The sequence below is a fragment of the Pseudomonas aestiva genome, from assembly GCF_039908605.1.
Taxonomy (GTDB): domain Bacteria; phylum Pseudomonadota; class Gammaproteobacteria; order Pseudomonadales; family Pseudomonadaceae; genus Chryseomonas; species Chryseomonas aestiva.
Map to the genome: position 1 here is coordinate 3,712,560 of NZ_CP150916.1, position 14,270 is coordinate 3,726,829.

Consider the following 14,270-nt stretch of genomic DNA (forward strand, 5'->3'; position numbering starts at 1 on the left):
CCCTTCTCCTCGGGCCGGCTCACGCCGACCGCCTGTCTCGCGCCGAAGCCAGAGGCCCTAGCGCTTCTCTTCCACCTGCCACTTCTTGCCGTCGTAGAACGCCTTCCAGCCGGTGGGCTTGCCCTCGACCTCGGTCTGCACGTACTGCTCCTTGGTCTTGCGGCTGAAGCGGATCACCGCCGGGCGACCCTCGCCATCCTTCACCGGAGCACTGAGCAGATAATGGTACTTGGGATCGATCTCGTCGCGATGGGGCAGCAATTCGCTGACCAACGGCGCACGGGTTTCGCGATTCTTCGGGAAGCCGCTGGCGGCCAGGAACAGACCCGAAGCGCCATCACGCAACACATAGGTGTCGTCGACCTTTTCGCAACGCAGCTCCGGCATGGGTACGGCGTCCATCTTCGGCGGAGCCGGCTCACCGTTCTTGAGCAGCTTGCGGGTGTTCTTGCAGGCCGGGTTGGTACAGCCGAAGAACTTGCCGAAGCGGCCGGTCTTGAGCTGCATCTCGCTGCCGCACTTGTCGCATTCCAGCGACGGGCCTTCGTAGCCCTTGATGCGATAGCTGCCTTCCTCGATCTCGTAGCCCGGGCAATCCGGGTTGTTGCCGCAGACGTGCAGCTTGCGATGCTCGTCGATCAGATAGGCATCCATCGCGGTGCTGCAGATGGGGCAGCGATGCTTGCCACGCAGGACCAGAGATTCGGATTCGCCCTCGTCGTCTTCGGCGATCTCGTCGCCGGGCACCAGGTTGATGGTGGCCTTGCAGCGTTCCTTGGGCGGCAGGGCGTAACCGGAGCAGCCCAGGAAGACGCCAGTGGAGGCGGTACGGATCATCATTGGCCGGCCGCAGAGCTGGCAGGGAATGTCCGTCAGGGTCGGCTGATTGGCGCGCATGCCCTTCTCGCCCGCTTCGGCGTATTCCAGCTTCTGCTTGAAATCCCCATAGAATTCGTCGAGCAGATTCTTCCAGTCCCGTTCGCCCTGGGCGACGTTGTCCAGATTGCCTTCCATGTTGGCGGTGAAGCTGAAGTCCATCAGGTTGGCGAAGCTTTCGTTCAACCGGTCGGTAACGATGTCGCCCATCTTCTCGGCATAGAACCGGCGATTGTGCACCGTCACGTAGCCGCGATCCTGGATGGTGGAAATGATGGCGGCATAGGTCGACGGCCGGCCGATACCGCGCTTCTCCAGCTCCTTGACCAGGCTGGCTTCGGAGAAGCGGGCCGGCGGCTTGGTGAAGTGCTGGCTCGGATCGAGCTTGACCAGGCCGAGGTCCTCGCCCTGCTTCATCTCGGGCAAGACGTCATCGTCGCCCGGCTTGCTCTGCTGCGGCAGGACCCGGGTATAGCCGTCGAACTTGAGGATGCGGCCACGGGCACGCAGCTCGAAGTCACCCGCCGCGGCAGTCACGGTGGTGGACAGGTATTCGGCTGGGGGCATCTGGCAGGCCAGGAACTGGCGCCAGATCAGTTCGTACAGACGCTCGGCATCACGCTCCATGCCCGACAGGCTGTTGGGCTTGACGTTAATGTCGGATGGGCGGATGGCCTCGTGCGCTTCCTGGGCGCCTTCGCGGCTGCCGTAGACATTGGCTTTTTCCGGCAGGTACTGCTTGCCGAATTCGCTCTCGATGTAACCGCGGGCCATGGCGATGGCATCGCCCGACAGGTTGGTCGAGTCGGTACGCATGTAGGTGATGTAGCCGGCCTCATAGAGACGCTGGGCCATCATCATGGTCTTCTTCACCCCGAAGCCCAGGCGATTGCTCGCGGCCTGCTGCAGGGTGGAGGTGATGAAGGGTGCCGAGGGCCGGCTGCTGGTCGGCTTGTCTTCGCGCTTGGCGATGCGATAGGCAGCCTTCTCCAGCTTGGTCAGGGCGGCCCTGGCCTGGGCTTCGTTCAGCGGCTTGAAGGCTTCACCCTTCTCGCGCACCACTTCGAAGCGCACCTGGGCCTTTTTCGGCGTGGCCAGGTCGGCGTGGATTTCCCAGTATTCCTCGGGGACGAAGGCGCGGATCTCGCGCTCACGCTCCACCACCAGCTTGACCGCGACGGACTGCACCCGACCGGCGGACAGGCCGCGGGCAATCTTCGACCACAGCAGCGGCGAGACCATATAGCCGACCACGCGGTCAAGGAAGCGGCGCGCCTGCTGGGCGTTGACGCGATTGATGTCCAGTTCGCCGGGCCGGGAGAAGGCTTCCTGGATGGCCTTCTTGGTGATTTCGTTGAAGACCACGCGCTTGTAGCGCGAGTCGTCGCCGCCGATGGCTTCCCGCAGGTGCCAGGCGATGGCCTCCCCTTCGCGGTCCAAGTCGGTTGCGAGATAGACGGTGTCAGCGTCCTTGGCCAGGCGGCGCAGTTCCTCGATCACCTTTTCCTTGCCGGGGAGGATCTCGTAGTGCGCCTTCCAGCCATGCTCCGGATCGACACCCATGCGGGCGAACAGCTGACGCCGGGCCTTTTCCTTGGGTGACAGCGCAGGCGCCTCGGCGGCGGTCTTGCGCGTCTTGGCGGCGGGCTCCTTGGCGGTGCCGGCGCCGCTGGTGGGAAGGTCGCGGATATGGCCGATGCTCGACTTCACCACGTACTGGTTACCCAGGTACTTGTTGATGGTCTTGGCCTTGGCCGGGGATTCCACGATGACCAGCGATTTACCCATGGGAGAGTCAGATTCCTGCTTGAAGGCGGTAAGCGAGCGAAAGGCGAGCGCCGGAACGGCGGATGGAGGACCAGACCGATTTCAGTCTGGTGCGCCGGGGGCGGTCGGCCAACGCGGCACCGCTATATATAGTGGCGATGTCGGCAAGGTCAAGGCTGCGGCGTGGCATCCAGACCCAAGGGATCGGCTTCGACGCTGATCAGCGCGAAGCGCGGCACCTGCTCGCCATCCACCTGGACGCTCTGGCGAAACATGCTCAGGGGACGCGCCCAGAGACCATATTCACCATACAACGCCTGATAGATGACCAGCTCTTCCTCGGTCTCGGAATGCCGGGCCAGACCCAGCACCCGATACTGCTGACCTTTGTAGTGCCGGTAGAGTCCCGTCTGCAATGCCATGTTCCACCTCGAAAAAAGAAAACCGGGGCAGCCCTGGGGGCGCCCCGGTCGGATGACGCACGCTGCGGCGGATCAGCGCAGGCGTTCGAACACCGTGGTGATGCCCTGGCCGAGACCCACACACATGGTGGCCAGGCCGAAGGTGCCGTCATTCTGTTTCATGACATTTAACAGCGTGCCTGAAATTCTGGCGCCAGAGCAACCGAAGGGATGACCCAGGGCGATGGCGCCCCCGTGCAGATTGACCTTTTCCTCCATCTTGTCGAGCACCTTGAGGTCCTTGAGCACCGGCAGGGCCTGGGCGGCGAAGGCTTCGTTGAGCTCGATGAAATCGATGTCGGCGATGGTCAGGCCGGCGCGTTTGAGAGCCTTCTGGGAAGCCGGGACCGGACCGTAGCCCATGATCGCCGGATCCACGCCGGCGACGGCCATGGAGCGAATCCTGGCCAGCGGCTGCAGGCCCAGGTCCTGGGCGCGTTGGGCCGACATGACCAGCATGCAGGAAGCGCCGTCGGTGATCTGCGAGGAAGTGCCGGCGGTCACGGTACCACCCTTGGGGTTGAACGCCGGCTTCAGGGCCGCCAGGCCTTCGAGGGTGGTTTCCGGACGGATGGTCTCGTCCTGGCTGAAGACCTTGAGGAAGCCGTTCTCGTCGTGACCTTCCAGGGGAATGATCTCGTCCTTGAACTTGCCTTCCTGGGTGGCCTTCCAGGCCAGCTGGTGCGAGCGGTAGCCGAACTGGTCCTGGGCCTCGCGGGTGATGCCGTGCATCTTGCCCAGCATTTCGGCGGTCAGGCCCATCATGCCGGAGGCCTTGGCGGCGTGCAGCGACAGCTGGGGGTTCGGGTCGACGCCGTGCATCATGCCGACATGGCCCATGTGCTCCACGCCGCCGACGACGAAGACGTCGCCGTTGCCGGTCTGGATTGCCTGGGCGGCAGTGTGCAGGGCGCTCATGGAAGAGCCGCACAGGCGGCTCACCGTCTGGGCGCCGCTGGTGTGGGGAATGCGGGTCAGCAACGACGCCATGCGGGCGATGTTCCAGCCCTGCTCCAGGGTCTGGTTGACGCAGCCCCAGATCACGTCTTCCACCTCGGCCGGATTGACCTGGGGATTGCGGTCGAGGACCGCGTCGATCAGGCGCGCGGACAGGGTCTCGGCGCGGGTGTTGCGGTGCATGCCGCCCTTGGAACGGCCCATGGGCGTGCGGGCGAAGTCGACGATGACGACGTCTCTCGGATTCAGACTCATTTCTTTACTCCAGGCTCAACCGAAGAAGCGTTGGCCAGCGGCGGCCATTTCGCGGAGTTTGGGGGTCGGGTGGTACAGCGGCCCGAGGTCGGCGTACTGGTCGGCCATGGCGACGAATTCGGCCACGCCCAGGCTGTCGATGTAGCGCAGCGCACCGCCCCGGAAGGGGGGGAAGCCGATGCCGTAGATCAGGCCCATGTCGGCCTCGGCGGCGCTGTCGACGATACCGTCTTCCAGGCAGCGCACGGCTTCCAGGCACAGCGGCACCATCATCCGCTCGACGATCTGCTCGTCGGTGAATTCACGCTGCTCGTAGGTGACCGGTGCCAGTACCTCGGCCACGGCCGGGTCGGCGACCTTCTTCGGCTTGCCCTTCTTGTCGGTCTCGTAGACATAGAAGCCCTTGCCGTTCTTCTGGCCGAAGCGCTGGGCTTCGTAAAGGGCGTCCACCGCGGTCTTGCGGCTTTCCTTCATGCGCTCGGGGAAGCCCTCGGCCATGACGTCGCGGGCGTGGTGGGCGGTGTCCATGCCGACCACGTCCATCAGGTAGGCCGGGCCCATGGGCCAGCCGAATTTTTCCATCAGCCGGTCGACGCGCTGGAAATCGGCGCCCTGGGCCAGCAGCGCGGCGAAGCCGCCGAAGTACGGGAAGAGGATGCGGTTGACTAGGAAGCCGGGGCAGTCGTTGACCACGATGGGGTTCTTGCCCATCTGGCGGGCATAGGCCACGGTGGTGGCGATGGCCCTTTCGCTGGTCTTCTCGCCACGGATCACCTCGACCAGGGGCATCATGTGCACCGGGTTGAAGAAGTGCATGCCGCAGAAGTTTTCCGGACGCTTGAGCGCCTGGGCCAGCAGGCTGATGGAGATGGTGGAGGTGTTGGAGGTGAGGATGGCGTCTTCGCGCACCTGGCCCTCCACTTCCGCCAGCACGGCCTGCTTGACCTTGGGATTCTCGACCACGGCCTCGACCACCAGGTCGACACTCTTGAAATCGCCATAGGACAGGGTCGGCCGGATGCGATTGAGCGCCTCGGCCATCTTCGCTGGCTCCAGGCGCCCCTTCTCGACGCGCTTGTTGAGCAGCTTGCTGGCTTCGCTCAGCCCCAGCTCCAGGGCTTCGTCGCGAATGTCCTTCATCAGGATCGGGGTGCCCTTGAGCGCGGACTGGTAGGCGATGCCGCCACCCATGATGCCGGCGCCCAGCACACTGGTCAGCCTGACCGGCGCAGCCTGTTTCTCCAGCACCTTGGCCTTGCGCTTGAGCGCCTGGTCATTGAGGAACAGGCCGACCAGGCTGGCGGAGACCGAGGTCTGGGCCATCTTGGCAAAACCGGCGCCTTCGACTTCCAGAGCCTTGTCGCGGCCGTAGTTGGCGGACTTCTGGATGGCCTTGATGGCTTCCAGCGGCGCCGGATAGTGCGGACCGGCCTGGCTCGCGACGAAGCCCTTGGCCGATTCGAAGGCCATCATGGCCTCGATGGCATTGAGCTGCAGCTTTTCCAGCTTGGGCTTGCGCTTGGCACGGTAGTCCAGCTCGCCGGCGGCAGCGCGGCGAACCAGGTCCAGGGCGGCATCGAACAGGTGCTCGGGGGCGACCACGGCATCGGCCACGCCGACCTTGAGAGCGGTGGCGGCGTCGTTTTCCTTGCCGGAAGCGATCCACTCGATGGCGTTGTCGCTGCCGATCAGGCGTGGCAGGCGGACGGTGCCGCCCCAGCCCGGATAGATGCCCAGTTTGACTTCCGGCAGGCCGATGCGTGCCGCGGTGCTCAGCACCCGATAGTCGGCGGCCAGGGTCATCTCGCAACCACCACCCAGGGCGATGCCGCCTACGGCGGCCACGGTGGGCACCGGCAGGTCTTCGAAGTCGTTGAAGATGCGGTTGATCTCGGCGATGCCGGCCTGCAGCTCTTCGGTCGGCCGACCGAACATCACGACGAATTCGGTGATGTCGGCGCCGACGATGAAGACGTCCTTGCCGCTGGTGACGATGACGCCGCGCAGGCCGGCGTGGGCTTTCAGGGCATCCACGGCCTGGCGGAATTCACGCAGGGTGATGGCGCTGAACTTGTTGACCGATTCGCCTTGGAGGTCGAAGCGAAGTTCGGCGATGCCGTCCTCCACGTCGCGCACCGAAAGGGCTTTGCCTTCGAAAATCATCAGCGGGTCTCCCTTGAGTCCTGGTCGCAAGGCGGGCGGCAGCTTCGGATGGAAGCCGAAAATCGCCAGCCCCGATATTGTTCTGTGGAGGGCACCGGCCGGGCCGGGGCGAAAATTCATACAACCGTTTGAACGGTTCGCACAACCTTCTGGCAAAAGCGGGCGCTTGTCAATTGGGACGCACGGGGAAAGCGTGGTAGGGGGTTCGAGTGGTGAGAGCTTGAGCTTGGCGCGCTTCTGTGCAAGATAGCCGTGGAGCTATCCCCGACTCCTGGAGTCGAAACTACAAGTGGGCAAGCGTCTGCCTGAACAGTTGCCGAGCGACAGTCGGTTCTGTCCGGTCAGCACCTGAAGCCTGCGAATCGAGCGCCAGCCACGGTACGGTCTGGCGCCCCATCATGAAGGAGAGATGTGTATGGCCTACCAACACATATTGGTTGCCGTCGACCTGACCGAAGATTGCCAACCGGTGATCCGTCGCGCCGTGGCCCTGGGTCAGTGCTGTGGCAGCAAGGTGTCGCTGGTGCACGTGGTCGAACCCATGGCCATGGCCTTTGGCGGTGACGTGCCCATGGATCTGTCTTCGCTGCAGCAGCAGCAGATCGAGCAGGCGCGCGAGCGGCTGGATGGCTTCACCACCCAGTACGCCGAGTTGGCTGGCAATTGCGTGCTGGCCTATGGGCAGCCGCGCCAGGAGATCCATCGCATGGCCAAGGAGCAGGGCTGCGACCTGATCGTGGTCGGCAGCCATGGTCGTCACGGCCTGGCGCTGCTGCTGGGCTCGACGTCCAACGACCTGCTGCACGGCGCGCCCTGCGATACCCTTGCGGTAGCCCTGAAGAAAGACAAGGCCTAAGAGCCTGTTCAAAGTCTGCTGCGCGTTGGCCAAACGGCGTTGAAAATGGTCTAGGTCGCCAGCCCGGTCGGAATGCTCATTTACCACTCGTAAACTCGAGCACGAGTCCGATCCGCTTCCTCAGCCATTTTCGTGGGGCCGCCTAGACCTTGTTTGGCTCTAGCTCGCGAGACTTTGAACGGGCTCCACGTCCGTGGCCGGGCTGGATTACTCCAGTTCGGCCCAGCGCTCGATCAGCCGATCCAGCTCGGCCTGCAGCGCGTCCATGCGGGCGAGCTTGGCCTGGGTGACTTCGCCCGGCAGCTGGTAGAAGCCAGGATCGGCGATCGCGGTCTGCAGGGCTTCCAGTTCGATTTCCGCGGTCTCGATGGCGCCCGGCAGGGCGTCCAGCTCACGCTGCTCCTTGTAGCTGAGCTTGCGCCTGGCCGGTGCGGCTGCAGCGGCCACCGGGGCCACCGCAGGCGCGGGCTCTGTCTTGGCAGCTGCGGGCGCTGGCTTGCCGTCCTCGCGGGTCTGCACGCCCAGCAGGCGCGGCGAGCCGCCCTGGCGCAGCCAGTCCTGGTAGCCACCGACGTATTCCCGTACCCGTCCTTCCCCCTCGAACACCAGGGTGCTGGTCACCACGTTATCGAGGAAGGCCCGGTCGTGGCTGACCATCAGCACGGTGCCCTCGAAACTCAGCAGCACTTCTTCGAGCAGTTCCAGGGTCTCGACGTCGAGGTCGTTGGTCGGTTCGTCCAGCACCAGCAGGTTGGCCGGCTTGCTGAACAACTTGGCCAGCAGCAGGCGCGCGCGCTCGCCACCGGACAGTGCCTTGACCGGGGTACGGGCCCGCTGGGGGCTGAACAGGAAGTCGCCCAGGTAGCTCAGCACATGGCGATCCTGGCCGTTGATGGTGATGAATTCGCGACCCTCGGCGAGGTTGTCGATCACCGTCTTTTCCGGCTCCAGTTGCAGGCGCAGCTGGTCGAAGTAGGCGATCTCCAGCTTGGTGCCGTACTGGATCTTGCCGGTGGTCGGCTGCAGGTCACCCAGCAGCAGCTTGAGCAGGGTGGTCTTGCCGGAGCCGTTGGGACCGAGCAGACCGATGCGATCGCCGCGCTGGATCAGCAGGGTCAGGTCACGGATCAGGGGTTCGCCACCGGGATGGGCATAGCTCATGTGCTCGGCGAGGATGACCTGCTTGCCGGACTTGTCGGCCGTCTCCAGCAGGAGGTTGGCCTTGCCCTGGCGCTCACGGCGCTCGCTGCGCTCGTTGCGCATGGCCTTGAGGGCGCGGACACGGCCTTCGTTGCGGGTACGGCGGGCCTTGATGCCCTGACGGATCCACACCTCTTCCTGGGCCAGGCGCTTGTCGAACAGGGCATTGGCGGTCTCTTCCGCCGCCAGTTGCTGCTCCTTGTGCACCAGAAAGCTGGCGTAGTCGCCCTGCCAGTCGATCAGGTTACCGCGATCCAGTTCGAGGATGCGGGTGGCCAGGGCCTGGAGGAAGGCGCGGTCGTGGGTGATGAACAGCACGGCGCCGGGATAGCCGCGCAAGGCGTCTTCCAGCCAGGCGATGGCGCCAATGTCCAGGTGGTTGGTGGGTTCGTCGAGCAGCAGCAGATCCGGCTCGGCCACCAGGGCCTGGGCCAGCAGCACGCGCCGCCGCCAGCCGCCGGAGAGTTCGGCGAGGGTCTTTTCCGCCGGCAGCTGCAGCCGGCTCAGGGTGCTGTCCACCAGTTGCTGCAGGCGCCAGCCATCGCGGGCCTCCAGCTCCTGCTGGACGTGCATGAGCCGCTCCATGTCCAGTTCACCGCTGGTGTCCTGGGTGAGGTGGTGATACTCGGCGAGCAATTCGCCGACACCGGCCAGGCCGGCGGCCACCACGTCGAACACCGAGCGGTCGTCGGCGCGGGGCAATTCCTGCGGCAATTCGCCGATCTTGATCGCCGGGGCGCGCCAGACCTCGCCGTCGTCGGCCTGCTGCTCGCCCTTGACGATGCGCAGGAGGCTGGATTTGCCGGTGCCGTTGCGGCCGATGATGCATACCCGCTCGCCCCGTTCGATCTGCCAGGACACCCCGTCCAGCAAGGGGGTGACGCCAAAGGCCAGGGATACGTTGGTGAACTTGAGCAGCGCCATGGGTTTCTCCGCGAAAAAGGCCAGCCAGTCTAGCAGAGACGCCTGCCCCGGCGCCGGTCGGTGCGAGCCGGCGAAACGCCCGGACCGCCCGACGGCAGGCCATGGCCGACGCTTTCGCCACCTGCCGCCGGCACGTAAGCTAGACTGCCCCGTGACGGTCGGCCGCCTGCCCTGAGCCTGGCGCGCCGCCCCCTCCGCATCCAGCTTTTACGGAATTCCCATGCGCGGTCGCCTGTTCGTCATCCTGCCCCTGCTCCTCGCTCCCCTGATCGGCTCCACCACCTCGCAAGCCGCTCCCCTGGAGCAGCAGCGGCAACTCTACGACCAGGCCAAGGCGGCGCTGGACCGCGGTGATGCCAGCGTCTACCTGGCCAATCGCGGCGAATTGCGGACCTATCCGCTGGAGCCCTATCTGGCCTACGACGAGCTGATCAAGCGCGTCCCCGGTGCCAGCGATGCCGAGATCGAGGGCTTTCTCGCCGAGCATGGCGATCTGCCGCAGTCCAACTGGCTGCGCCTGCGCTGGCTGCGCAGCCTGGCCGATCGCGGCGACTGGAATCGCTTCGAGAAATACTATTCGCCGGACTTCAACTTCACCGAACTGGACTGTCTGCACGGCCAGTACCTGATCGCCCAGGGCAATGCCAGCGAGGGCTTCAAGCTGGCGGAGAAGTACTGGCTGGTGGGCAAGGCCCAACCGACCACCTGCGATGGCCTGTTCCAGGCCTGGGCGGCGCGCGGCCAGCTCACCGAGGAGCGGGTCTGGGAACGCGCCAAGCTGGCCGCCGACAAGGGCGAGTACGGCCTGGTGCGCACCCTGTCCGCCCAGTTGCCGACGCTGTCCGGCCAGGCCCAGCGGCTGATCGACGTGGCCCAGAAGCCGCAGCAGATCGCCAATGTCCAGGCCTTCGCCCCGGCCAGCGAGAGCCTCGCCGACGTGGTCGGCCTGGGCCTGCGCAAGCTGGCGCGCCAGGACCCGGAACAGGCCATGGGCCTGCTCGACGTCTACAGCCAGCGCATGCCCTTCACCCGCGACGAGAAGGTCGCCATCGCCCGCCAGATCGGCCTGACCCTGGCGAAGAATTTCGATCTGCGCGCCCTGCCGCTGATGGAGCGCTATGACCCCGAACTGCGGGACGACGACGTCAGCGAATGGCGTGCCCGGCTGCTGCTGCGGCTGGGTCGCTGGAGCGATGCCCACGCCCTGATCGAACGCTTTCCGCCGAGTCTGGCCAAGGCCAATCGCTGGGAATACTGGCGGGCCCGCACCCTGGAGCTGATGCAGCCACAGAGTCCGGCGGTGCTGCGTGAATACGCCGAGGTCAGTCGCGAGCGCGACTACTACGGCTTCCTTGCCGCCGACCGCAGCAAGGCGCCCTATCAGCTCAACAACAAGCCGCTGATGCTCAGCGACGCCCTCAAACGCAAGGTGCGCAATACCCCTGGCGTGCAGCGCGCCCTGGAATTCATCGCCCGCGGCGAACCGATCAACGCCCGCCGCGAGTGGTTCTATGTCAGCCGCCACTTCAACCGCGACGAACTGGTGGCCCAGGCGCGCATGGCCTATGACATGCAGTGGTATTTCCCGGCGATCCGCACCATCAGCCTGGCCAAGTACTGGGACGACCTGGACATCCGTTTCCCCATCGCCTATCGCGAAAGCTTCGTGCGCGAGGCCCAGACCCGCGGTCTGCACAGCAGCTGGGTGTTCGCCATCACCCGCCAGGAAAGCGGCTTCATGGCCGATGCGCGCTCCGGCGTGGGCGCCATGGGCCTGATGCAGCTGATGCCGGCCACCGCCAGTCATACCGCCAGCAAGTTCGCCATTCCCCTGGCCTCGCCACAGCAGGCGCTGACCCCGGAAAAGAACATCCAGCTGGGCACCGCCTATCTGTCGATGGTCCATGCCCAGTTCAACGGCAACCGGGTATTGGCCTCGGCGGCCTACAACGCCGGCCCGGGGCGGGTGAAGCGCTGGCTGACGGGCGCTCGCCACCTGGCCTTCGACGTCTGGGTGGAAACCATTCCCTTCGATGAGACGCGGCAATACGTGCAGAACGTGCTGGCCTACGCAGTGATCTACGGCCAGAAGCTCAATGCGCCGCAACCCCTGGTCGACTGGAACGAGCGATTCTTCGACGAGACCTGAACGCTCGCCGGCCCGTCCTGATACCACCGCAGCGGACTCGGACGCCTGTTCGTGTCCGCTGCACAGTGACTGCCCAGAGACCCTGCGGCACCCGACGGCAGCATCCTGCCAGGCCTGAGGCCCCGTGACAGCTGCGCAAAACAGCGCCACCCCCTATACTGCAGCCCCTTTTTTTCCGCTATTGAACCGGAGAAACCCATGCTCAAGCGTTCGCTGGCCCTGGCAGCAGGCCTGGCCCTGTCCCTGACGTCCCTGCTCTCCCACGCCGCCGCCGAATTGCGCGTCTCGGCCATTCCCGACGAGGCGCCCACCGAGCTGATCCGCAAGTTCAAGCCGCTGGGTGAATACCTGGAGCAGCGCCTGGGCATGCCGGTGAAGTTCGTCCCGGTGTCCGACTATGCCGGCGTGGTGGAAGCCATGGCCTCGGATCGCCTGGACCTGGCCTGGTTCGGCGGCTTCACCTTCGTCCAGGCGCAGCGCAAGGCGCCGATGACCCCCCTGGTGCAGCGCGAAGAAGATCAGAAGTTCACCAGCAAGTTCATCACCGCCGACCCGGCCGTGAAGACCCTCCAGGACCTCAAGGGCAAGACCTTCGCCTTCGGTTCGGTCTCTTCCACCTCGGGCAGCCTGATGCCACGCTACTTCATGCAGCAGGAAGGCATCGTCCCCGAGCAGTTCTTCTCGCGGGTGGCCTATTCCGGCGCCCATGACGCCACCGTCGCCTGGGTCGCCGCGGGCAAGGCCGATGCCGGCGTGCTCAATGCCTCGGTGTGGAAGAAGCTGGTCGACGCCGGCAAGGTCGATACCAGCAAGGTCCGGGTCATCTCCACCACCCCGCCCTACTACGACTACAACTGGACGGTGCGCGGCAGTCTGGATCCGCAACTGGCGGCCAAGATCAAGCAGGCCTTCCTCGACTTGGATCCGGCCAAGCCGGCCGACAAGGCGATCCTCGACCTGCAGGCGGCCAGCCGCTTCGTGCCGACCTCGCCGGACAACTACAAGAGCATCGAGGCTTCCGCCCTGGCAGCCGGCCTGCTCAAGTGAGTCTCGCCCTCAGGGGCGTGACGCTGGTACACGCCGACGGCTCGCCCGCCCTGGCCGATCTCGACCTCAGCCTGCAACAGGGTGAGCAGGTCGCGCTGATCGGCCCGTCCGGGGCGGGCAAGACCAGCCTGTTGCGCCTGCTGGCCACCGGGCTGCGACCGGTCGCGGGTCAGCTGGAGCTGCTCGGCCAGGAGCCCTGGAGCCTGGGCAACCGGGCGCGGCGCCAGTTGCGCGCCCGCATCGGCCTCATCCATCAGGCGCCGCCCTTGCCGGCGCGCCAGCGCGTCATCACCGCGGTACTGGCCGGACGCCTCGGCCAGTGGTCGCTGGCGCGCAGCCTGGTCAGCCTGGTGCATCCGCTGGATCGTGACGGCGCCGCCGCCGCCCTGGCGCCGCTGGATCTCGCCGATCGCCTCTATTCCTCCTGCGATCAGCTGTCCGGTGGCCAGCTGCAGCGCATCGGCATCGCCCGGGCGCTCTATCAGCAGCCGCAGCTGCTGCTCGCCGACGAACCCGTGTCGGCCATGGACCCGGTGCTGGCCGGCCATACCCTGGAGGTGCTGAGCGACGCCGCGGCGCGCCAGGGCACCACCCTGGTCACCAGCCTGCACAATGTGGAGCTGGCGTTGCAGCGCTTTCCACGCATCCTCGGCCTGCGGGCCGGCCGGCTGCTGTGGGACAAACCCGCGAGCGCCGTCACCGCGGCCGATCTCGCCGCGCTCTATGCCAACGAGGGGCTGAGCGCCACACTGGCGTCCGCCGCACCGGCCCCGGCCGAGACGCCGCTCGACCTGCCGCGATGCTGACCTCGCCCCGCCAGGACCCGGCCGCCCGGCCCCGTCTGCTGCTCACCCTGCTGGCCCTGCTGCTGGCCTGGCCGACGCTGCGCCTGGCGGAGTTCGATCTCTTCGGACTCTTCACCGGCGACAACGCCCGCACCATGGGCAACTTTCTCGCCGGCTTCTGGCCACCCGCCCATGACGCCGACTTTCTCGCCGTGCTCGAGCGCGCCACCCTGGAAACACTGGCCATCGCCACCCTGGGCATGGCCCTGGCGGCGCTGATCGCCCTTCCCGCCGCTCTGCTCGCCACTCGCGTGCTGTCGATCTCCGCCCTGCCCCGCGGCGGACGTCCAGGCCGCTTGCCGCGCCTGCTCCGCGGACTGGTCCGCGGGGTGCTGATCGTCCTGCGCAGCGTGCCGGAGATCGTCTGGGCGCTGCTGTTCGTCCGCGCCGTGGGCCTGGGTCCCACCGCCGGGGTGCTGGCCATCGCCATCACCTACGGCGGCATGCTGGGCAAGGTCTATGCGGAGATCTTCGAATCGGTCGATCCCCGCCCGGCGCGGGCTCTGCTGCTGCAGGGCGCCGGTCGCCTGCAGGCCTTCGTCTATGGCGTGCTGCCCAATGCTGCGGGCGAGATGATTTCCTACAGCGTCTACCGCTGGGAATGCGCCATCCGCGCCTCGGTGGTGATGGGCTTCGTCGGTGCCGGCGGTCTCGGTCAGCAGGTGGACCTGTCGCTGCGCATGTTCGCCGGTGGCGAGGTGGCCAGCCTGCTGCTGACCTTCCTGGTGCTGGTGCTCCTGGCCGATGTGCTCAGTCGCCTGCTGCGCCAG

General features: G+C 66.0%; 9 protein-coding genes and 1 pseudogene. 5 read left to right on the plus strand and 5 right to left on the minus strand.

All coding sequences use genetic code 11. The features are described from left to right. Positions 1-57 precede the first annotated feature (57 nt). From topA to fadB, 4 genes are all read right to left on the minus strand, one after another. On the minus strand, positions 58-2,664 hold the full coding sequence (topA, locus tag AABM56_RS17260; protein WP_133862800.1) for a type I DNA topoisomerase: 2,607 nt from the start codon (positions 2,662-2,664) through the stop codon (positions 58-60). Between the two features lie 149 nt (positions 2,665-2,813). Beyond that, on the minus strand, positions 2,814-3,065 hold the full coding sequence (locus tag AABM56_RS17265; RefSeq protein ID WP_178083935.1) for a DUF1653 domain-containing protein: 252 nt from the start codon (positions 3,063-3,065) through the stop codon (positions 2,814-2,816). A 72-nt stretch (positions 3,066-3,137) separates the two neighbouring features. Continuing rightward, complete coding sequence (fadA, locus tag AABM56_RS17270) at positions 3,138-4,316, minus strand: acetyl-CoA C-acyltransferase FadA (RefSeq protein ID WP_133862801.1); 1,179 nt, start codon at positions 4,314-4,316, stop codon at positions 3,138-3,140. A 15-nt stretch (positions 4,317-4,331) separates the two neighbouring features. Beyond that, positions 4,332-6,479 carry a fatty acid oxidation complex subunit alpha FadB gene (gene fadB / locus AABM56_RS17275; RefSeq protein WP_263259541.1) on the minus strand — a complete coding sequence of 716 codons (2,148 nt, stop codon included), beginning with the start codon at positions 6,477-6,479 and terminating at the stop codon, positions 4,332-4,334. A 415-nt stretch (positions 6,480-6,894) separates the two neighbouring features. Between fadB and AABM56_RS17280 the strand changes: the two genes are divergently transcribed. Beyond that, positions 6,895-7,335 carry a universal stress protein gene (locus AABM56_RS17280; RefSeq protein WP_007162381.1) on the plus strand — a complete coding sequence of 147 codons (441 nt, stop codon included), beginning with the start codon at positions 6,895-6,897 and terminating at the stop codon, positions 7,333-7,335. Between the two features lie 207 nt (positions 7,336-7,542). Here the strand turns inward: AABM56_RS17280 and AABM56_RS17285 are convergent, their stop codons facing one another. Next, complete coding sequence (locus tag AABM56_RS17285; protein ID WP_133862803.1) at positions 7,543-9,459, minus strand: ATP-binding cassette domain-containing protein; 1,917 nt, start codon at positions 9,457-9,459, stop codon at positions 7,543-7,545. 220 nt (positions 9,460-9,679) lie between these two features. Here AABM56_RS17285 and AABM56_RS17290 point away from each other — a divergent pair, with 220 nt between their 5' ends. The 4 genes and pseudogenes from AABM56_RS17290 to AABM56_RS17305 all read left to right on the plus strand — a co-directional run. Further along, positions 9,680-11,608 carry a transglycosylase SLT domain-containing protein gene (locus AABM56_RS17290; protein ID WP_347883546.1) on the plus strand — a complete coding sequence of 643 codons (1,929 nt, stop codon included), beginning with the start codon at positions 9,680-9,682 and terminating at the stop codon, positions 11,606-11,608. Between the two features lie 198 nt (positions 11,609-11,806). Then, complete coding sequence (locus AABM56_RS17295; RefSeq protein WP_133862805.1) at positions 11,807-12,655, plus strand: putative selenate ABC transporter substrate-binding protein; 849 nt, start codon at positions 11,807-11,809, stop codon at positions 12,653-12,655. After that, positions 12,652-13,461, plus strand: a complete 810-nt coding sequence (locus AABM56_RS17300; protein ID WP_133862806.1) for an ATP-binding cassette domain-containing protein — start codon at positions 12,652-12,654, stop codon at positions 13,459-13,461. The genes AABM56_RS17295 and AABM56_RS17300 overlap by 4 nt, the downstream gene beginning before the upstream one ends. Further along, a pseudogene (locus AABM56_RS17305) lies at positions 13,455-14,267 on the plus strand (PhnE/PtxC family ABC transporter permease); the annotation flags it as partial. The gene AABM56_RS17300 and the pseudogene AABM56_RS17305, both read left to right, overlap by 7 nt. Between the last annotated feature and the right edge of the window lie 3 nt (positions 14,268-14,270).